The sequence below is a fragment of the Streptomyces sp. NPDC091279 genome, from assembly GCF_044757465.1.
Classification (GTDB): domain Bacteria; phylum Actinomycetota; class Actinomycetes; order Streptomycetales; family Streptomycetaceae; genus Streptomyces.
The window spans coordinates 203,463-223,164 of sequence record NZ_JBIVVA010000003.1 but is presented as its reverse complement, the minus strand read 5'-3'; the positions used below and the strand labels follow the sequence as shown (position 1 = coordinate 223,164).

Annotated in this window: 14 protein-coding genes; 13 read left to right on the top strand and 1 reads right to left on the bottom strand. The window is 72.7% G+C overall.

Annotated elements, in window-relative coordinates:
• Positions 1-4 precede the first annotated feature (4 nt).
• The 5 genes from ACIQOU_RS08010 (at position 5) to ACIQOU_RS07990 (ending at position 3,121) form a co-directional block, all read left to right on the top strand.
• Positions 5-838, top strand: coding sequence for a type II secretion system F family protein (locus ACIQOU_RS08010; RefSeq protein ID WP_401535798.1), 834 nt, complete (start codon positions 5-7; stop codon positions 836-838).
• A gap of 462 nt (positions 839-1,300) precedes the next feature.
• Positions 1,301-2,086, top strand: a complete 786-nt coding sequence (locus tag ACIQOU_RS08005; protein ID WP_401534988.1) for a type II secretion system F family protein — start codon at positions 1,301-1,303, stop codon at positions 2,084-2,086.
• A 102-nt stretch (positions 2,087-2,188) separates the two neighbouring features.
• Entirely contained in the window at positions 2,189-2,398 is a 210-nt protein-coding gene (locus ACIQOU_RS08000) for a DUF4244 domain-containing protein (RefSeq protein ID WP_401535797.1), read from the top strand.
• Positions 2,385-2,759: a TadE family type IV pilus minor pilin gene (locus ACIQOU_RS07995; protein WP_401534986.1), complete on the top strand. Its 375-nt coding sequence runs from the start codon at positions 2,385-2,387 to the stop codon at positions 2,757-2,759. Before ACIQOU_RS08000 ends, ACIQOU_RS07995 begins: the two co-directional genes overlap by 14 nt.
• Before the next feature lie 5 nt (positions 2,760-2,764).
• Entirely contained in the window at positions 2,765-3,121 is a 357-nt protein-coding gene (locus tag ACIQOU_RS07990; protein WP_401535795.1) for an Rv3654c family TadE-like protein, read from the top strand.
• On the opposite strand, the gene ACIQOU_RS07985 is transcribed toward ACIQOU_RS07990, so the two are convergent.
• Positions 3,066-5,540 (bottom strand): DEAD/DEAH box helicase, encoded by a 2,475-nt coding sequence (locus ACIQOU_RS07985; protein WP_401534984.1) that lies wholly within the window; start codon positions 5,538-5,540, stop codon positions 3,066-3,068. The two genes, ACIQOU_RS07990 and ACIQOU_RS07985, sit on opposite strands and share 56 nt — an antisense overlap.
• Before the next feature lie 80 nt (positions 5,541-5,620).
• Here ACIQOU_RS07985 and bldG point away from each other — a divergent pair, with 80 nt between their 5' ends.
• The 8 genes from bldG to tmk all read left to right on the top strand — a co-directional run bounded on the left by bldG (position 5,621) and on the right by tmk (position 19,616).
• On the top strand, positions 5,621-5,962 hold the full coding sequence (bldG, locus tag ACIQOU_RS07980; RefSeq protein WP_401534982.1) for an anti-sigma factor antagonist BldG: 342 nt from the start codon (positions 5,621-5,623) through the stop codon (positions 5,960-5,962).
• Between the two features lie 115 nt (positions 5,963-6,077).
• Positions 6,078-6,509 (top strand): ATP-binding protein, encoded by a 432-nt coding sequence (locus tag ACIQOU_RS07975; protein ID WP_401534980.1) that lies wholly within the window; start codon positions 6,078-6,080, stop codon positions 6,507-6,509.
• Between the two features lie 347 nt (positions 6,510-6,856).
• On the top strand, positions 6,857-9,262 hold the full coding sequence (locus ACIQOU_RS07970; RefSeq protein ID WP_401534978.1) for a sodium-translocating pyrophosphatase: 2,406 nt from the start codon (positions 6,857-6,859) through the stop codon (positions 9,260-9,262).
• Between the two features lie 228 nt (positions 9,263-9,490).
• A complete protein-coding gene (locus tag ACIQOU_RS07965) occupies positions 9,491-10,081 on the top strand; it encodes a small secreted protein (RefSeq protein WP_401534977.1) in 591 nt (196 codons plus the stop codon).
• Between the two features lie 179 nt (positions 10,082-10,260).
• Positions 10,261-11,796: a methyltransferase gene (locus ACIQOU_RS07960; protein WP_401534976.1), complete on the top strand. Its 1,536-nt coding sequence runs from the start codon at positions 10,261-10,263 to the stop codon at positions 11,794-11,796.
• A gap of 710 nt (positions 11,797-12,506) precedes the next feature.
• Entirely contained in the window at positions 12,507-12,704 is a 198-nt protein-coding gene (locus ACIQOU_RS07955; RefSeq protein WP_401534975.1) for a hypothetical protein, read from the top strand.
• Positions 12,705-12,948: 244 nt separating this feature from the next.
• Positions 12,949-15,783: a type I DNA topoisomerase gene (gene topA, locus ACIQOU_RS07950; RefSeq protein ID WP_401534973.1), complete on the top strand. Its 2,835-nt coding sequence runs from the start codon at positions 12,949-12,951 to the stop codon at positions 15,781-15,783.
• A gap of 371 nt (positions 15,784-16,154) precedes the next feature.
• Positions 16,155-19,616, top strand: a complete 3,462-nt coding sequence (gene tmk, locus ACIQOU_RS07945; RefSeq protein WP_401534971.1) for a dTMP kinase — start codon at positions 16,155-16,157, stop codon at positions 19,614-19,616.
• Positions 19,617-19,702: the final 86 nt, after the last annotated feature.

The window sequence follows — 19,702 nt, the reverse complement described above, 5'->3', positions numbered from 1 at the left end:
GGCCATGGCGTGTGCCGGGGCGGCGGTGTGGCTGTTCGGGGAGTGGAACTCGGGGGCCAGGCGGGCGCGGTTGCTGCTCGCGGGCGGCGGCGTGGTGGGCGCCGGGCAGCCTCCCTGGGGGGAGTTGGCGGCGGGACTGCGGCGGGTTCGGGGGCGACTGGGGCCCGAGTGGTGGGCGTTGGCGGCCGGTCTTGTGCTCGCGGTGCTGGGCGCCTCGGTGGTGCCGGTCGTCGCGGGGGCGGCCGGGGTGCCGGTGCTGCGGCGGGTGCGGCTCGCGCGGGCGGCCCGTGCGGCACGGGAGCGCCGGGGGGACGCGGTGATCGCCCTGTGCGGGGCGCTCGCCGGGGAGGTGCGGGCCGGACGGCAGCCGGGGGAGGCGCTGCTGCGGGCGGCGTGGGACTCCGGCGGGCTCGGTGAGGCGCAGCCCGCAGTGCTCGCGGCGGCCCGGTTCGGCGGTGATGTGCCGGGCGCGTTGGCCTCGGCGGCACGGGAGCCGGGCGCGGCGGGGCTGCGGGGCCTGGCGGCGTGCTGGCGGGTGGCCGTGGACCAGGGGGCGGGCCTCGCGGCCGGACTCGACCGGCTCGAAGGGGCGTTGCGCGCGGAACGGGACCAACGTGCCGACCTGCGCGCCCAGTTGGCGGGCGCCCGATCGACGGCCCTGATGCTGGCCGCGCTGCCCGTCCTGGGCCTCCTCCTCGGCACGGCCCTGAACGCCGACCCCCTGCACGTCCTGCTCCACACCGCCGCCGGCCTGGGCTGCCTGATCACCGGCGGCGCACTGGAGGCGGCCGGGATGTGCTGGGCGACCTGGATCGTACGGAGGGCGGAGGCGGGGTGAGGGGCGCCGAGGGGGCGGGCGGGACTCGTGCGGGGCCGGGGCTAGGCGAGGCGATGCGGGCGGGACTCGTGAGGGGCGGAGGTCGGGGGCTGCGGCGGCAGCGGGGCGGGTGGAGGGTGCGGGCGGCGGCGGTGGTGAGCGCGCGGGTGGATCTGGCGAGGGGCGGAGGCCGGGGTGACGGCGAGCCGGGGTGGATGAAGGGAGCGGCAGGTCGGCGTGAGGGGAGGCGGGCGGAACTTGTGAGGGGCGGGGCCCGGGTGATGGCGGGGCGGGGCGGTGAAGGGGACTGGGGGCCGGGGTGAGGAGACGGGCGGGTCTGGCGAGGGGCGGGAGGCCGGGGTGATGCGGGGTCGGTGGGCCGAAGGGGACCGGAGGCGCGGGCGGGGGCGGAGTTGGCGAAGGGGTGGGTGCGGGGGCGTTGTGCGGAGGCGGTCAGTGGCGGTGTGTGAGGAGGACGGTGTGGTGAGCGGGGAAGTTGTCCACAGGGTGGGGGTGGTCCTGGGGGTGTTGGTCGGGGCCGGGTGGCTGGTGCGGAGAGGGGTGGCCGCGCGGTGGGAACGCAGGGTGCGGCGGCGACTGGCCGACCTGGTGGCGGGCGCGGAGGCGGTCCCCGGTGAGGTGCGGGTCGAGGCGCGGGAGGTCGTCCGGCGGTGGGCGCCATTGGCCGGGGTGGCCGGTGCCGGGTGGGTGCTGGTCGGCGGTGTCGCCGGGGTCGCCGTGGGGGTGGGGGCCGCGGCGGGGTTGTGGTGGTGGCGGGCACGGCAGAGGGCGCGCGGTGCCCCGGAGTACGACGCGGGGGAGGCGGCGGATCAACTACCGCTGGCTGCCGACCTGTTGGCCGCGTGCATCGCCGCCGGTGCGGGTCCCGTCGTTGCCGCGCACGCCGTCGGGGAGGCGCTGGGCGGCCCGGTCGGGGACGCGTTGGCGCGGGGCGCGGCAGAGGTGCGGCTCGGCGGGGAACCGTCCGAGGCCTGGCAACGGCTCGGCGCGCTGCCCGGCGCGGGCGGGCTGGCCCGGCTGCTTGAGCGGGCCGGTGAGTCCGGGCTGCCCGCTGCGGGACCGGTGACCCGGCTGGCGGCGGACGCCCGCGCCGACTGGACCCGCACCGCGACGGCCCGGGCCAGACGGGCCGCCGTCATGGTCACGGCACCGGTCGGACTGTGCTTCCTGCCCGCGTTCATCGCGGTGGGCATCGTGCCCGTGGTGATCGGCCTCGCGGGCGGGGCGCTGGGAGGGGGTGGTCGATGACGGGCGGCACGGGAGCGGGCGGCAAGGACTGACGCCGGGCCGAATCAGCGGGTTCGGCGGCAGGTGGTGAGACCAACGGAACTGATCTTCATGGGGGTTGAGATGTACCAGGCGGTGCGGGCGCGGTGGTGCGCCCTGGTGTGCGGGACGCGCGGGGCACGACGGGACGCGGGGATGGTCACTTCGGAGTACGCGATGGGCATCGTGGCGGCGGTGGCGTTCGCGGTGGTGCTCTACAAGGTGGTGACCAGCGGGGCGGTCAGCGCCGAGTTGCAGGCGATCGTGAAGCGGGCGCTCGATGCGGGGATGTGAGCGGCGGCACGACGCCGGGTTCGTGACGGCGGAGTCGGCCATGGTGCTGCCCGTGCTGGTGATGTTCGTACTGGCGCTGCTGTGGGGCCTGTTGATGGTCGTCACGCGGATTCAGTGCGTGGACGCGGCCAGCGCGGGAGCCCGGGCGGCGGCCCGGCAGGACCCGCACGAAGCCGTCGTCCGGGTGACCCGGGAGGTCGCGCCGCGCGACGCCAAGGTCACGATCGGCCGGGAGGGGGAGCAGGTCCGCGTGGTCGTCGTGGCCCGGCCGCGCGGGTTGGGCGCTCTGCCGTTCGAGGTGCGGGAGGAAGCGGTCGCGGCGGCCGAGGACGCCGAGGTCGGAGTGGAGGGCGAACGGTGAGGAGGGTGCGGGGCGTGACGGGGGCCGACCGGGGCTCCGCCACTGTCTGGAGCGTCGGCGCGATCACCCTGCTGTGTGTGGTGTTCGGGGGCGTACTGGCCGTGGGGCAGGCCGCGGTGACCCGGCACCGTGCCGCCGCCGGTGCGGACATGGCGGCGCTGGCGGCGGCGGACCACTGGGCCAGGGGCGCCCCGGAGGCCTGCGCCCGGGCCGACCGGGTGGCCCGGGCCCAGGGCGCGCGGCTCGTGCGGTGCGTGGTCGTCGGCGATGTGTCGGATGTGACGGTGGGTTCGGGCGGGGGCCCGTTCAGGGCGGAGGTGAGGGCACGGGCTGGGCCGGGGCGTGCCGCAGGAGTGTGGTGAGGAGGCGGATGGCGCCTCGTTTGTGGAGGGGGTCGTTGCCGTTGCCGCATTTGGGGGACTGGATGCAGGACGGGCAGCCGGCGTCGCACTCGCAGCCGGCGATGGCCTCACGGGTGGCGGTGAGCCAGGCGTGGGCGGTGTGGAAGGCACGCTCGGCGAAGCCCGCGCCGCCGGGATGGCCGTCGTAGACGAAGACCGTGGGGAGGAGGGTGTCGGGGTGCAGGGGGATCGAGACGCCGCCGATGTCCCAGCGGTCGCAGGTCGCGAAGAGGGGCAGCAGGCCGATGGAGGCGTGCTCGGCGGCGTGCAGGGCACCGCCGAGGATCTCCGGGTTGATCCGGGCCTCGTCCAACTGGTCCTCGGTGACCGTCCACCACACCGCGCGGGTGCGCAGGGTACGAGGAGGGAGGTCGAGTCTGGTCTCGCCGAGCACCTCGCCGGTGAGGACACGTCGACGCAGGAAGGAGACGACCTGGTTGGTGACCTCGACGGAGCCGTAGCAGAGGCGGCCGTCGCCCCACGGGATCTCGGTGTCGGTCTCCAGGACGGAGATGGCCGTCGTGTCGCGGGCGACCGTCGAATACGCCGGGTCGGCCCGCTCGACCAGGGCGACGGACTCGTCCAGGTCCAGTGAGCGCACCAGATAGGTGCGGCCCTGGTGCAGATGGACCGCGCCCTCGTGGACGGTCGTGTGCGAGGACCCCGCGTCGACGGTGCCGAGGAGGCGGCCGGTGCCGTTCTCGACGATCTGGACCGGCGGTCCGCCCTCGCCACGGATGTCGGTGAGGTCGGCGGCCCGTTCCCGGCGCGTCCAGTGCCAGGCCTTCGTGCGGCGGCGCAGCAGCTTCGCGGCCTCCAACTGGGGCAGGAGTCCGGCCGCAGCCGGGCCGAAGAGGGTGAGGTCCTCCTCGGTCAGCGGGAGTTCCGCGGCGGCGGCGCACAGGTGCGGAGCGAGGACGTACGGGTTGTCCGGGTCCAGGACCGTGGACTCCACGGGCCGTTCGAACAGCGCCTCGGGGTGGTGGACGAGAAAGGTGTCCAGGGGGTCGTCGCGGGCCACCAGGACGGCGAGGGAGCCCTGCCCGGCCCGTCCCGCGCGGCCCGCCTGCTGCCACAGGGACGCGCGCGTGCCCGGGTACCCGGCGATCAGCACGGCGTCGAGGCCGGAGACGTCGATGCCGAGTTCCAGGGCGGTGGTGGCGGAGAGGCCGAGGAGTTCGCCGGAGTGCAGGGCCTGTTCGAGGGCGCGGCGCTCCTCGGGGAGGTAGCCGCCGCGGTATGCGGCCACCCGCCGGGCCAGCGAGCGGTCGACCTCGGCGAGGCGTTCCTGGGCGATGAGGGCGATCAGTTCGGCGCCGCGCCGGGAGCGGACGAAGGCGACCGAGCGGACGCCCTGCACGGTGAGGTCGGTCAGCAGGTCGGCGGTCTCGGCGGTGGCGGTGCGGCGGACCGGGGCGCCCTTCTCGCCGTGGAGCTCGGTGAGCGGGGGCTCCCAGAGCGCGAACACCAGTTCGCCACGTGGTGAGGCGTCGTCGGCGACCTCCACCACGGGCAGGCCGGTCAGGCGGCGGGCGGACACCGCGGGCTCGGCGGCGGTCGCGGAGGCCAGCAGGAAGACCGGGGAGGCGCCGTACCGGGCGCACAGGCGGCGCAGCCGACGCAGCACCTGGGCGACGTGCGAGCCGAAGACACCCCGGTAGGTGTGGCATTCGTCGATGACGACGTACTGGAGCGACTTCAGGAAGGAGGACCAGCGGGGGTGGGACGGGAGTATGCCCCGGTGCAGCATGTCCGGGTTGGTCAGGACGTAGTTGGCGTACTGGCGGACCCACTCGCGTTCCTCGAACGGGGTGTCACCGTCGTAGACCGCGGGGCGGACCGCGTTTCCCAGCGGTTGTGAAAGTTCCTTCACGGAACGCAACTGGTCGGCGGCGAGCGCCTTGGTCGGGGCGAGGTAGAGGGCGGTGGCGCCACGGCCGTTCGGCGCCTCGGAGCCGTCCAGGAGGGCCGACAGGACGGGCGTGAGGTACGCCAGGGACTTCCCCGACGCCGTGCCGGTGGCGACGATCACCGAATCGCCGTCCAGGGCGTGTTCGGCGGCCTGTGCCTGGTGGGCCCAGGGGTGTTCGATGCCGGCGACCTGGACCGCGGCGATCACTTCGGCCCGAATCCGGTCAGGCCAGACGGCATGACGACCCGCCCGCGGGGGCAAGTGCTCCGTATGGGTGATGCGCGAAGCCCGGCTCGGCCCGGAGGCGAGTCGGCCCAGGATCGTGCCCGGTGCGAGCCGGGAAACGGGGTCCGTCGGGGATCTTTCGGGTCGGTGATTCTTGGCCATTGGCACCGAGTGTGTCACTGGCGTGACGGACAATGGGACCAAGGCGTCGTGCGGGCCCGCCGGTAAGTGATTGAATGCCATCGCGGCTGGCGAACCGTTCCGGGGGCTCCGCCGAGGTGTCCCGAGGGACGACCGCTCGATAGCAAGGTGCTGGAGGAACCGTGGACCTGTCCCTGTCGACCCGTACCGTCGGCGATCGTACGGTCGTCGAGGTCGGTGGCGAAATCGACGTATATACCGCGCCCAAGCTGCGTGAGCAGCTGGTCGAGCTGGTCAACGACGGGAATTTTCATCTCGTCGTGGACATGGAGGGCGTCGACTTCCTCGACTCCACCGGGCTCGGCGTGCTGGTCGGCGGACTGAAGCGGGTGCGTGCCCACGAGGGCTCGCTGCGCCTGGTCTGCAACCAGGAGCGCATTCTCAAGATCTTCCGTATCACCGGTCTCACCAAGGTGTTCCCGATCCACACCTCGGTCGACGACGCGGTGGCGGCCACCGACTGACCGCCGGCCCGGGAACGGCACCACCGCGACCGGGCGGAAGAAGTCCAGCGAGGGGGTCCGGGCGTTCGGTGGCCCGGCCCCCCGACAGCACGTCCCGTAGTTTCGAGGGGGATGCATGGCCACCGTCGAGCTCCGCTTCAGCGCGTTGCCCGAGCACGTCAGGACCGCCCGTCTGGTGGCGGCAGCGGTGGCGCGCAGGGCCGGAGTGGACGAGGCCGTCCTCGACGAGGTCAGGCTCGCGGTCGGCGAGGCCTGTAGCCGAGCCGTCGGACTGCACCAGAACGGCGGCATCGACGCGCCGATCCAGGTGCTGTTGATCGAGGAGGAGAAACAGTTCTCCATCGAGGTCGGCGACGAGGCACCCCGCTCGACCCCCGGTGCCGGTGGACCGGGCGCCGCCGGGGACGACGTCGATACCGAGGAGGACGAGATGGGCCTCGCGGTCATCAGCGGCCTCGTCGACGACGTCGAGGTCACCGCCGGGGAGCACGGCGGGTCGATCCGTATGACCTGGCCGACCACCCCGCACATCGTGCCGGTCGCCTGACGCCGAGCCGGCGTCGTACGCACGCACTGTCCAGGGCCCTGCCGACGCGGGGCCCTGAGTCTTTTCCGGCCGCCGCCGAATTCGTGAAGGAATTCACGACCGCCGGCGATCATTCGGGTTCGAATGGCCGATGCTGTGATCACGCTGCATAGTGGTGCCCATATAGGAGTTGATGTCGGCGTCCATGCCTCCGGGGCGTTACCGCATTATGGTCGCGCAACCGGACGTCGATCATTTGCCGATGGCGAATGAAGGCCAATTCCCTTTGCCGTGCCCTGTATTGATCAGGTTCCGCTCCCTACAATCCGTCCACGTCTTGAGCTCAGTCCAAGCGTCAAGGAGGACGAATGGCGGGGCTTTCCGTCTCTCGGCAGTTGGATCACTCCACATCCCTCGCGGCAGCGGTACTGACCGACGACAACCGGATCATCGTGGTGGTCATCGCGGTCGTCGCGCTGGCCGCCCTCGTGGTGGCGGGCGTCCTGGTGCGTCAGGTGCTCGCGGCCGGCGAGGGCACCGACCGGATGAAGGAGATCGCGGCGGCCGTCCAGGAAGGCGCGAACGCCTATCTGGCACGGCAGTTGCGCACCCTCGGCGTATTCGCCGTCGTCGTGTTCTTCCTGCTCCTGTTGCTGCCCGCGGGCGACTGGAATCAGCGCATCGGACGATCACTGTTCTTCTTGATCGGCGCCGGATTCTCGGCGGCCACCGGCTATATCGGGATGTGGCTCGCCGTGCGCAGTAATGTGCGCGTCGCCGCGGCGGCCCGGGAAGCGACTCCGGCGGCGGGTGAACCGGAAAAGGATCTCACCGCCGTCGCCCACCGGGCGATGAAGATCGCTTTCCGTACGGGCGGCGTCGTCGGCATGTTCACGGTGGGGCTCGGGCTGCTGGGCGCCTCCTGCGTGGTGCTGGTGTACGCGGCCGACGCGCCGAAGGTGCTGGAGGGGTTCGGCCTCGGCGCCGCCCTCATCGCCATGTTCATGAGGGTGGGCGGCGGCATCTTCACCAAGGCCGCCGACGTCGGCGCCGACCTGGTCGGCAAGGTCGAACAGGGCATCCCGGAGGACGATCCGCGCAACGCCGCGACCATCGCCGACAACGTGGGCGACAACGTCGGGGACTGCGCGGGCATGGCCGCCGACCTCTTCGAGTCGTATGCCGTGACGCTGGTCGCCGCGCTGATCCTCGGCACGGCGGCCTTCGGCGACTACGGGCTCGCCCTTCCGCTGCTGGTGCCGGCGATCGGTGTGCTCACCGCCATGATCGGCATCTTCGCGGTCGCCCCGCGCCGGTCCGACCGCAGCGGCATGTCCGCGATCAACCGAGGCTTCTTCGTCTCCGCGGTGATCTCGCTCGCCCTGGTCGCGGTGGCCGTCTTCGTCTACCTCCCCGGCAGCTACGCCGGTCTGCACGGCGTCAGCGACGCGGCGATCAGGGCGAAGGACGGCGACCCGCGGATCTTCGCGCTGGTCGCGGTGGCGATCGGCATCGTCCTCGCCGCCCTCATCCAGCAGCTGACCGGCTACTTCACCGAGACCAACCGCCGCCCGGTCCGCGACGTCGGCACGTCCTCGCTCACCGGCCCGGCCACCGTCGTCCTCGCCGGTGTCTCCCTGGGGCTCGAATCGGCCGTCTACACCGCCCTGTTGATCGGCCTCGGCGTGTACGGGGCGTTCCTGCTCGGCGGAACGTCGATCATGCTCGCGCTGTTCGCGGTGGCGCTGGCCGGCACCGGGCTGCTCACCACGGTCGGTGTGATCGTCGCCATGGACACCTTCGGGCCGGTCTCCGACAACGCGCAGGGCATCGCCGAGATGTCCGGCGACGTCGAGGGCGCCGGTGCGCAGGTGCTCACCAACCTGGACGCCGTCGGCAACACCACCAAGGCCATCACCAAGGGCATCGCCATCGCCACCGCCGTCCTGGCGGCGGCGGCGCTCTTCGGGTCGTACCGGGACGCGATCACGACCGGCGCGGCCGACGTGGGCCAGAGACTCAGCGGCCCGGGCTCGCCGCTGACCCTGTCCATGGACATCTCGCAGCCCAACAACCTCGTCGGGCTCATCGCGGGCGCCGCGGTCGTCTTCCTCTTCTCGGGCCTCGCGATCAACGCCGTGTCGCGGTCGGCGGGCGCGGTGGTCTACGAGGTGCGGCGGCAGTTCCGCGAGAAGCCCGGGATCATGGACTTCAGCGAGAAACCCGACTACGGCAAAGTCGTCGACATCTGTACCAAGGACGCGTTGCGGGAGCTGACCACGCCGGGGCTGCTCGCCGTGCTGGCGCCCATCTTCGTCGGGTTCACGCTCGGCGTCGGCGCGCTGGGCGCCTATCTCGCGGGCGCGATCGGCACGGGCGCGCTGATGGCCGTGTTCCTCGCCAACTCCGGCGGCGCGTGGGACAACGCCAAGAAGCTCGTCGAGGACGGCCACCACGGCGGCAAGGGCAGCGACGCCCACGCCGCGACGGTGATCGGCGACACGGTCGGCGACCCCTTCAAGGACACCGCGGGGCCCGCGATCAACCCGCTCCTGAAGGTCATGAACCTGGTGTCACTGATCATCGCCCCGGCAGTGATCAAGTTTTCCTACGGGGCGGACCGGAGCCTCGGACTGCGGATTCTGGTCGCCGCGCTCGCCCTGATGGTCATCGTCGGCGCCGTGTATGTCTCCAAACGGCGCGGAATCGCCGTCGGCGACGACCCGGACGCCGGGCAGGGCACCAAGTCGGCGGACCGGGCGGCCGTTTCGTAGGCGGCTCCGACGGGCCTCCGGCGGCCGGGAACAGCGGCTGCCGGGCGGCGGAACGGCCCAAGAGGCGGGCGGGCGGCGCGTGTTGACGCGTCGTCCGCCCGGCCGGTGTCGCGGCCCTCGCCGTGAGGCTTCTCTCTCTTGGTGCAAATGGCTGCAATAAGGGGCCTACCGGATGGCTGGGCGGCAGGGGGCGGGCGTCTGCCGTGTAGGGTCCGGGGGCTCAGAGCCATGGAAGGGACCAATCCGGTGAACAAGAAGCTCGCGGCCACACTGTCCGGCGGGGCGGTACTGGTACTGGCACTGTCGGGATGCGGCAGCAGTGACGACAGCAACGACAAGCTGGACGCCTGGGCCAAGCAGGTCTGCGACGCGGTCCAGCCGCAGGCCAAGAAGATCGAGGCCGCGAACGCCGCGATCCAGAAGGAGAGTTCCGAGAACAGCCCGGCGAAGGACGTCAAGAAAGCAGACGTCCAGGCCTTCCAGGACATGTCGGACGCGTACAAGGCGATCGGTGCGGCCGTGCAGAAGGCCGGCGCTCCCGACGTCGAGAACGGTGCGAAGAAGCAGAAGGACGCCGTCAAGGAACTCGACGGCATCGCCTCGGCGTACGCCTCCCTGAAGAAGCAGGTCGAAGACCTCGACACCAAGGACCAGGCGAAGTTCGCCGACGGTCTCAAGGGCATCGCCACCGGCCTCGACAAGCTGGGCAAGACCGGCAACGACGCCCTCAAGGCACTGGAAGAGGGCGACGTCGGCAAGGCGATGGCCAAGCAGGCCAGTTGCAAGAGCGCGTCGGCCCCGGCCCCGTCGGCCACCTGACGTTCCCGGGCGGAACGAACCCGGCACGGAGAACGGTCCGGCAGACCCCGAAAGCCTCGGTACCCGCGCGTACCGAGGCTTTCGCGCGTGCGGGTGTCGGACGGGCGCTTCCGACGGCGTACGCGCGTGTGCCTCGTCGGCTCGTGTGGGCGTTCGCGATGTCAGTGGGAGCGGACACAATGGGGAGCGTGAGTGATTCCGGTCTGTCCTCCCTGCCCGTCCTGCCCGCCTCCGACCGCCCCGAGACAGCCGCCCGGCTGCGGGACGCCTTCCTGGCCGCGTCCTTCACCGCCGACGGTCTGCTCGATCTGCTCGGCGCCCCCGCGTACGCGGCGCTGGCCCGCAGCGAGACCGTGCCCGCGCTCCGGGCGACCCGCGGGGACACCTCGCTTGAGGTGCTCGTCCGGCTCTTCCTGCTGCGGCAGCCCGCGCCGCACGCACGCGTGGCCGACGTCCTGCCCGTCGCCGAGTGCCTGGAGAGCGGCTGGCTCACCACCGTCGGCGACGACGAGGTCGCCGCGACCGTCGACGTGCGGCCCTACGGCGGACCCGACGGCGAGGACTGGTTCATCGTCTCCGACCTGGGCTGCGCGGTCGGCGGCGCCAGCGGGATCGGCAACCGCGCCGAGGGGGTCGTCCTGGGCGTCGGCGGTGCCTCCACGACGCTGGCCGGCATCACCGTCCGCACGCCGGTCCCGGCCGCCCTCGACCTCGGCACCGGCTCCGGCATCCAGGCGCTGCACGCCACCCGCCACGCCACGCGCGTGACGGCGACCGACCTCAACCCGCGCGCGCTGCATATCACCGCCCTCACCCTGGCGCTCTCCGGCGCGCCCGCCGCCGATCTGCGCGAGGGGTCGCTGTTCGAGCCGGTCGCGGACGGCGAGACGTACGACCTCATCGTGTCCAACCCGCCGTTCGTCATCTCGCCGGGCGCGCGACTCACCTACCGGGACGGCGGGATGGGCGGGGACGATCTGTGCCGCACGCTCGTTCAGCAGGCGGGGGAGCGGCTGAGCCGGGGCGGGTTCGCGCAGTTCCTCGCCAACTGGCAGCACGTGGAGGGGGAGGAGTGGCAGGACCGGCTGCGCGCGTGGGTGCCGCGCGGCTGCGACGCCTGGATCGTGCAGCGCGAGGTGCAGGACGTCACCCAGTACGCCGAGCTGTGGCTGCGCGACGCCGGGGACCACCAGGGGGACTCGGCCGCGTACCAGGCGCTGTACGACGCGTGGCTGGACGAGTTCGAGGCGCGCAAGGTGAAGGCGGTCGGCTTCGGGTGGATCACGTTGCGCAGGAGCGACGCCGCCGAGCCGTCGGTCACCGTGGAGGAGTGGCCGCACTCGATCGAGCAGCCGCTCGGGGACACCGTCCGCGCGCACTTCGACCGCCTCGACTACCTGCGCGTCCATGACGACGCCGCCCTGCTCGAAGGCCACTTCAGGCTCGCCGCCGAGGTCGTCCAGGAGCAGGTCGGGCTGCCCGGCGCCGAGGACCCCGAGCACGTCGTGCTGCGCCAGCACCGGGGGATGCGGCGGGCGACCAAGGTGGACACGGTCGCCGCGGGCTTCGCAGGCGTGTGCGACGGCTCGCTGAGCGCCGGTCGCATCCTGGACGCCATCGCCCAACTGGTCGGCGAGGACCCGATCCTGCTGCGCGACCGCACCCCCGCCCAGCTCCGCGTCCTCGTGGAACAGGGCTTCCTCGAACCGGCGTGAGGGGAGCGGGCAGGGAGCGGGAGGGGCGCGCGGGAGGGCGCGGTACAGGGGGAGCCGGGCGCCGGGTCGGGCACTCGTGCCGGGGTGGGCTGATGCGGGCGGGCGCGGGGCCCGGGCGGCGGCGCTGGGGCTCCGGGGCTGACTGATGCCGGGGCACGTGCGCGTGGGCCCGGGAGCAGCGGGTGCCGGGGCACGTGCGCGTGTGGGCGTCGGGCTCGGGGCCAGTGGGGGCCGGGGCAGGTGGGCTCGCGGCGGGCTGGTGTGCGCCCCGGGGCGGCATGGTCGGCAGGGGGGAAATCGGCCAACATCCTGGCGGGGGTGTGAGGTGCCGGGTGCCTTGGGCGCTGGGGGCGGTGGGGCACGCGCGCGGTGGAGGCATGCGCGCGATGGAGCACGTTGCGGGCGGGGCGTGCGCGCCGTGGGCACGCGCGCGGGTGGGGGGCGTGGACCGGCGGGGTGGGTGGCGTGACGGTGCCGTCATGGCCGTTGGCGTGCGGGGGAACGGGAAGGGCGTGCGGAGTCGGCCGGGAGGGAGCCGGTGCTCAGGGGGCGTTCCCTCGGGCGCGGGGGCGTACGACCAGCGGGTTGGGGGGCGTGGGGCAGGGGGTGGCGGTGGTGCGTTCACCTCTGGTTCGCCGGGGCGCCGTCCGTGCGTGCCAGTCTGCCCGGGCGAGGTGCGTGTCGACGGGGAGAAAAGGGGCAGGGGAGCCATGGAGAGCGGACCGGCGATCTTCGCGGGCGCGGTGTTCGCCCTGTTCGGAGGCGCGCTGCTGGTGTGGACCGGGGTCCGGGCGCGGCAGGGCGAGCCCGTCGCGCACGATGTGAACCCCGTCGCATCCCTGACCCTCGCGAGCCTCTTCGCGCTGATCGCGCTGATCCTCTCCGCGTGGTGCTTCACGCGACTCTGAAGGACCGCGCCGAGCTGGGGCGCCACCGCCAGATCGTGATCGTCCGGATCGGCTCGAACAGGCCGGTGGGTACTCCGGGCGGCAGGAATGGCGGTAGTCGGGTTACCGTTCGAGTGGCCGTTGCGGGCTTTTCCCGTTTGACACGGGGGCGGGATGTACCGTCACACTCCGCAGCGACACCATGACCCGACCCCGGGACGAAGGCCTGGGGAGGCCACAGCACCGACCGGAGAGAAGAGCGAAGTTGTCCCCGACCAGCGAGACCGCACAGGGCGGGCGTCGACTCGTCATCGTCGAGTCGCCTGCCAAGGCGAAGACGATCAAGGGCTACCTCGGCCCCGGCTACGTAGTCGAAGCGAGCGTCGGGCACATCCGCGACCTTCCGAACGGCGCCGCGGAGGTGCCCGAGAAGTACACCGGCGAGGTCCGTCGCCTCGGTGTGGACGTCGAACACGACTTCCAGCCGATCTATGTGATCAACGCCGACAAGAAGGCGCAGGTCAAGAAGCTCAAGGACCTCCTCAAGGACTCCGACGAGCTCTTCCTCGCCACCGATGAGGACCGGGAGGGCGAGGCGATCGCCTGGCACCTCCAGGAGGTCCTCAAGCCGAAGATCCCGGTCAAGCGCATGGTGTTCCACGAGATCACCAAGGACGCGATCCGGGCGGCCGTCGCCAACCCGCGTCAGCTCAACCAGAAGCTCGTCGACGCGCAGGAGACCCGCCGCATCCTCGACCGCCTCTACGGCTACGAGGTCTCGCCGGTCCTGTGGAAGAAGGTCATGCCGCGGCTGTCCGCCGGGCGTGTCCAGTCCGTCGCCACCCGGCTCGTGGTGGAACGGGAACGCGAGCGCATCGCTTTTCGTTCTGCTGAGTACTGGGACCTGACGGGCACCTTTGCGACCGGCCGCGCGGGGGACTCGTCGGACCCGTCGTCGCTGGTCGCGCGCCTCCAGACCGTCGACGGCAGGCGGGTCGCGCAGGGCCGCGACTTCGACTCCCTGGGACAACTCAAGAGCGAGCAGATCCTCCACCTCGACGAGGCGAACGTCCGTGCGCTCGCCGCCGCCCTGGCGGACACCCGGTTCGCCGTCCGCTCCGTCGAGTCCAAGCCGTACCGCCGCTCGCCGTACGCCCCGTTCCGTACGACGACGCTCCAGCAGGAGGCCAGCCGCAAGCTCGGCTTCGGCGCGAAGGCGACGATGCAGGTGGCCCAGAAGCTGTACGAGAACGGCTTCATCACCTACATGCGTACGGACTCCACGACCCTCAGCGACACGGCGATCACCGCCGCCCGCACCCAGGTCACCCAGCTGTACGGCGCCGACTACCTGCCGCCCCAGCCGCGCACGTACGCCGGCAAGGTCAAGAACGCCCAGGAGGCGCACGAGGCGATCCGTCCCTCGGGCGACCGCTTCCGCACCCCGGCCGAGACCGGCCTGACGGGCGACCAGTTCCGTTTGTATGAGCTGATCTGGAAGCGGACCGTCGCCTCCCAGATGAAGGACGCGACCGGCAACAGCGTCACGGTCAAGATCGGCGGCACCGCGTCCGACGGCCGCGACGTCGAGTTCAGCGCCTCCGGCAAGACGATCACCTTCCACGGCTTCCTCAAGGCCTACGTCGAAGGCGCCGACGACCCGAACGCGGAGCTGGACGACCGCGAGCGCCGCCTGCCGCAGGTGGCCCAGGGCGACGCGCTGACCGCCGAGGAGATCACGGTCGACGGGCACGCCACCAAGCCCCCGGCCCGCTACACCGAGGCCAGCCTCGTCAAGGAGCTGGAGGAGCGGGAGATCGGCCGCCCGTCGACGTACGCGTCGATCATCGGCACCATCCTCGACCGCGGCTACGTCTTCAAGAAGGGCACGGCGCTCGTCCCGTCGTTCCTCTCCTTCGCCGTCGTCAACCTCCTGGAGAAGCACTTCGGGCGGCTCGTCGACTACGACTTCACCGCCAGGATGGAGGACGACCTCGACCGCATCGCGCGCGGTGAGGCGAAGTCCGTGCCGTGGCTGAAGCGTTTCTACTTCGGCGAGGGCACGGTCGCCGGTGTGGCGGCCGACGCGGGCAACGGCGACGGCGACCACCTCGGCGGCCTCAAGGAACTGGTGACCGACCTGGGCGCGATCGACGCGCGCGAGGTGTCGTCGTTCCCGGTGGGCAACGACATCGTGCTGCGGGTCGGCCGGTACGGCCCCTACATCGAGCGCGGCGAGAAGGACTCCGAGAACCACCAGCGCGCCGACGTGCCCGAGGACCTGGCGCCGGACGAGCTGAGCGTCGAGCACGCCGAGGAACTGCTCGCCAAGCCGAGCGGCGACTTCGAGCTGGGCGCCGACCCCGAGTCGGGGCACCAGATCATCGCCCGTGACGGCCGTTACGGCCCCTATGTCACCGAGGTGCTCCCCGAGGGCACCCCGAAGACCGGGAAGAACGCCGTCAAGCCGCGCACCGCGTCCCTCTTCAAGTCCATGTCCCTGGACACGGTCACGCTGGCGGACGCGCTCAAGCTGATGTCGCTGCCGCGTGTCGTCGGCGTGGACGCGGAGGGCGTGGAGATCACCGCGCAGAACGGCCGCTACGGCCCGTACCTGAAGAAGGGCACGGACTCGCGGTCCTTGCAGACCGAGGACCAGCTCTTCACGATCACCCTGCAAGAGGCGCTGGAGATCTACTCCCAGCCCAAGCAGCGGGGCCGCGCCGCCGCCAAGCCGCCGCTGAAGGAGCTGGGCGAGGACCCGGTCAGCGGGAAGCCGGTGGTAGTGAAGGACGGCCGGTTCGGTCCGTATGTCACCGACGGGGAGACCAACGCGACCCTGCGCTCAGGCGACAGCGTCGAGGAGATCACCCCGGAACGCGGATTCGAACTCCTCGTCGAGAAGCGGGCGAAGACCCCGGCGAAGAAGACGACCAAGAAGGCGCCCGCGAAGAAGACGGCCGCCAAGAAGACCGCCGCGAAGAAGGCCGCCCCGGCCAAGAAGGCGACGGCGGCCAAGAAGACCACGGCGAAGTCGACGACGGCCAAGAAGACGACGACCGCCAAGAAGGCGACCGCCGCCAAGTCCGCGGAGGACTGAGGCGGTTCGCTCGCCCCGCCGATTCCCGGCCCCGCGGCCCCGCCGCCCCCTGACCTCCGGATCAGGTGGGCGGCGGGGCCGCGGAGTTGTCAGGGGCGCGAGCCGTTGTCAGGGGGCGCGGGCGGTGGGTCTTCCCTTGGACTGCGGCGCCGCACGATCCGTATGACCGGTTGGTCCGGACGGCTGGTCCTGACCGGATGGCTGGTCCTGAGCGGAAGGCGATCGGGCCTGAGTGGAATCGGTCCGGGTCGGGCTGGTTGCGTGACGGAACCGTTCGCGAAAAGAACGCCCCGACAACGCTTTGGTGTCGGGGCGTGCGTACGTTCGGACAGGTACGACTGGTTGTCAGTGGCTGCCGATAGGCTGAAAGCATGACGCGAGCCGAGCAGCCAACGGCCCACCACCCGGCCCCCGACGACGCACTGGTCGCGGACTCCCGCGAGCGTGCCGTCCGCGCCTTGCTGCGCGAACCGCAACTGAAGCGGCTGTGGAGCGCCCAACTCGTGGGCGGAGTCGGCGACATCCTCGCCCTGCTGGTGGTGGTCCTCCTCGTCCTCCAGGCAGCCATCGCCGAGGGAGCCTTCGGCGGCGGCTACCGCGGCGTGGCGTTCGCAGTGGCGACCGTTTTCGCCGTGCGGATCTTCGCGACGATCCTCTTCGGGGCGGTGCTTCTCGGCCCGCTCGCCTCGCTCACCTCGCAGGAGGGCCCACTCGACCGCCGGTGGACGATGGTCGGCGTCGACGGGCTGCGGGCCGTGCTGCTCCTCATCGCGCCCCTGTGGATCGACTGGACGCCGGACGACGCGCCGGCCGTCCTGCTGGTCACGGCCTTCGTGACCGGGGTCGCCGAGCGCTTCTGGACGGTCTGCCGGGAGAGCGCGGCCCCCGCGCTGCTGCCCGCCCCGCCGCTGGAGGGCGCGACGGTACGGCCGTTGCCCGACCATCTGGACGCGCTGCGCCGGCTCTCCCTGCGCACCGGGTTCGTGGCCGTGCCGCTCGCCGCCGCCGCGCTCGTCGCCGCGTCCCTCGTCAACAACCTGCTGGGCGCCGGGATCGACTGGTTCGCCCAGCACCAGGCGGCGCTGGCCTCCTATGTGGCGGCCGGGCTGTTCGCCGCGTCCCTCTCGGTGCTGACGTTCCTGGAGCTCCCGGCGTCGCGCACGCCACGCGCGCGTTCCCCGCTGGAGGGGCTGCGCCGCCCCAAGTCGGGCAACGACATCGACAAGGGCCGCACGGGCACGATCCCGCTGCTCGTCCTCGCCTCGGCGTCCGTCGCGGGCGCGATCGCCGCCGCCGTCGCCGTCGCCGTGCTGCACGCCAAGGAACTGGGCGGCGGCCCCGTCCTGTACGGCCTGCTGGTCCTCGGGCTGACCGGCGGTGTCGTCGTCGGCATCCGCACCGCCCCGAAGGTGCTCGTGACGCTGTCCAGGCGTCGGCTGCTCGCGCTGGCGATCGCCTTCACCGGCGTCGCGCTGCTGGCCGCCGGGCTCGTCCCGGACGTCACCACCGTGGTCCTGATCGTCGCGCTGGCCGGTGTCGGCGCGGGCGTCGCGGCCAACACCGGGCACACCCTGCTCGACCAGGAGGCCGAGGAGTACCGCCGCGCGCGGACCACCGAGCACCTGCACGCGGTGGTCCGGGTCTGCGTGGCGCTCGGCGCGCTGGTCGCCCCGCTGGTCGCCGCGGCGATCGGCCCGCACCGCCTGGAGAACGGCAAGTTCGTCTTCGCGCACGGCGGCGCCGCCTTCACCCTGATGCTCGTCGGCGCGCTGCTGCTGCCGGTCGCCGCGCTGGTCCTCGCCAAGGCCGACGACCGTTCCGGCGTCCCGCTCCGCAACGACCTGCGGGACGCGCTGCTCGGCGGCGACGACCGGGCGACGGGCCGCGCGACGAGCGGCTTCTTCATCGCCCTGGAGGGCGGCGACGGAGCAGGCAAGTCCACCCAGGTCGAGGCGCTCGCCGAGTGGATCAGGGCCAAGGGCCACGAGGTCGTCGTCACCCGCGAGCCCGGCGCGACGCCGGTCGGCAAGCGGTTGCGGTCGATCCTGCTCGACGTGTCGAGCGCCGGGCTCTCGCACCGCGCGGAGGCGCTGCTGTACGCGGCCGACCGCGCGGAGCACGTCGACACGGTGGTCAGGCCCGCCCTGGAGCGCGGCGCCGTCGTCATCTCCGACCGGTACGTCGACTCCTCGGTCGCCTACCAGGGCGCCGGGCGGGACCTGTCGCCCACCGAGATCGCCCGCATCAACCGCTGGGCCACGGACGGACTCGTTCCGCATCTGACGGTGCTTCTCGACGTTTCGCCGGAGATCGCGCGCGAACGGTTCACCGAGGCGCCGGACCGGCTGGAGTCCGAGCCGGCGGAGTTCCACGCGCGCGTGCGCTCCGGGTTCCTCACGCTGGCCGCGGCCGCCCCCGGCCGGTACCTCGTCGTGGACGCGGGCCAGGAGGCCGAGGCCGTCACGACGGTCGTCCGGCACCGCCTCGACCAGCTGCTGCCGCTCTCCGAGGCCGAGGTGAAGGCCCAGGAGGAGGCGCGCAGGCAGGCCGAGGAGGACGCCCGCCGCAAGGCCGAGGAAGAGGCCGCCCGCAAGGCCGAGGAGGAACGGCTGGAGCGCGAGCGCCAGGAGCAGCTCGCCCAGCTGCGCGCCGAGGAGGAGGAGCGCAAGCAGCGCGAGCTGGAGGAGGCGCAGCGACGCGAGGCCGAACGGCAGGCCGAGGAAGCCCGGTTGCGGGCCGAGGAAGCGCGCCGCCGCGCGGAGGAGGAGCGGGCCCGGCTGCTCGCCGAGGAGAAGGCCCGCGCGGAGGCGGAAGCCCGCCGCAAGGCCGACGCGGAACGGCGTCGTCAGCAGGCCGAGGAGGAGGCCCGGCTGCACGCCGAGGCCGAGACCCGGCGCCTGGAGAAGCAGCGCAAGGCCGAAGAGGCGCTCCTGCGCGCGGAGGAGGCCCGCCGCCTCGCCGAACAGGCCGCGACCGCAGCGGAACGGCGCCCCAAGAAGTCGAATCCGTCGGCGAGTTCGGGACCGGGGGACGACGCGGCGACGGTGACCACGCCGATGGTCACGCCGGAGGAGGCCTCCGGGGCCGCGGGTGCCGGTGCGCGATGGGGCCGGGGGTCCGTGGACCCGGACTCCGGCTCGGACTCCGGCTCCGGCTCCGGCTCCGGCTCTGGCCCTGGCTCGGAAGGGTCTGGTGGGGCGGGCGGTTCGGGTCCGGGGCGGGGTTCGGGTCGTCCCGAGGGGGCGGCGTGGGGTTCGGGCGGTGCCTCTGATGAGACGGCTGTGCTGCGGCCGGTGCGGGACGGTTCCGGGCGGTCCGGCGGTGAGTCCGAGTCCGAGGTGACGGCGACCCTGCCGAAACCGCCGGTTCCGGAGGGCTCGGCCGAGGAGACGGCGGTGTTGCCGCCGGTCGTGCCGGGTGCGGCTGAGGAGACGGCGGTGTTGCCTCCCGTGGTGCCGGGTGCCGCCGACGAGACGGCTGTGCTGCCGCAGGTGCCGCCCGCGAGCGCCGACGAGACCGCGAAGCTGCCTCCCGTGCGGGGCGGCGACCCTGCCGACCGGGTGCCGCCGGGGTTCTTCCGGGACGAGTCGGGCGCCGGCGCGGCTCCGGGGCAGCGGTACGGCGATCTGGGCGAGGACCGGACACGCGAGCTGCCCCAGGTCGGCGCGGACGTGCCGCCCGCCGGTGCGCAGGCGCCGCGCCGCAGGCCTCGCTCGGACTGGGCCGAGGAGACGCCGTTGGACGACCTGCCGTCCCTGGCCGACGAGTTGCTCGGCCCGCGCGAGGATGAGCGCGGCGATGACGCGGGGCGACGCGGGGGGCGCGGGCGCTGAGCGTCGGCGGGAGCGGGAGTTGACGATGCGCCGAGGGTGGTGAGGCGGCGCGGGAGTTGACGGCGGGGCGGTGTCCACGGGAGTGG

Coding starts and splice junctions, on each gene's coding strand:
- ACIQOU_RS08010 (WP_401535798.1), top strand. CDS start 5: ATGGCGTGTGCCGGGGCGGCGGTGTGGCTGTTCGGGGAGTGGAACTCG.
- ACIQOU_RS08000 (WP_401535797.1), top strand. CDS start 2,189: ATGTACCAGGCGGTGCGGGCGCGGTGGTGCGCCCTGGTGTGCGGGACG.
- ACIQOU_RS07995 (WP_401534986.1), top strand. CDS start 2,385: ATGCGGGGATGTGAGCGGCGGCACGACGCCGGGTTCGTGACGGCGGAG.
- ACIQOU_RS07985 (WP_401534984.1), bottom strand. CDS start 5,540: ATGGCATTCAATCACTTACCGGCGGGCCCGCACGACGCCTTGGTCCCA.
- ACIQOU_RS07975 (WP_401534980.1), top strand. CDS start 6,078: ATGGCCACCGTCGAGCTCCGCTTCAGCGCGTTGCCCGAGCACGTCAGG.
- ACIQOU_RS07970 (WP_401534978.1), top strand. CDS start 6,857: ATGGCGGGGCTTTCCGTCTCTCGGCAGTTGGATCACTCCACATCCCTC.
- ACIQOU_RS07965 (WP_401534977.1), top strand. CDS start 9,491: ATGGAAGGGACCAATCCGGTGAACAAGAAGCTCGCGGCCACACTGTCC.
- ACIQOU_RS07960 (WP_401534976.1), top strand. CDS start 10,261: ATGGGGAGCGTGAGTGATTCCGGTCTGTCCTCCCTGCCCGTCCTGCCC.
- ACIQOU_RS07955 (WP_401534975.1), top strand. CDS start 12,507: ATGGAGAGCGGACCGGCGATCTTCGCGGGCGCGGTGTTCGCCCTGTTC.
- tmk (WP_401534971.1), top strand. CDS start 16,155: ATGACGCGAGCCGAGCAGCCAACGGCCCACCACCCGGCCCCCGACGAC.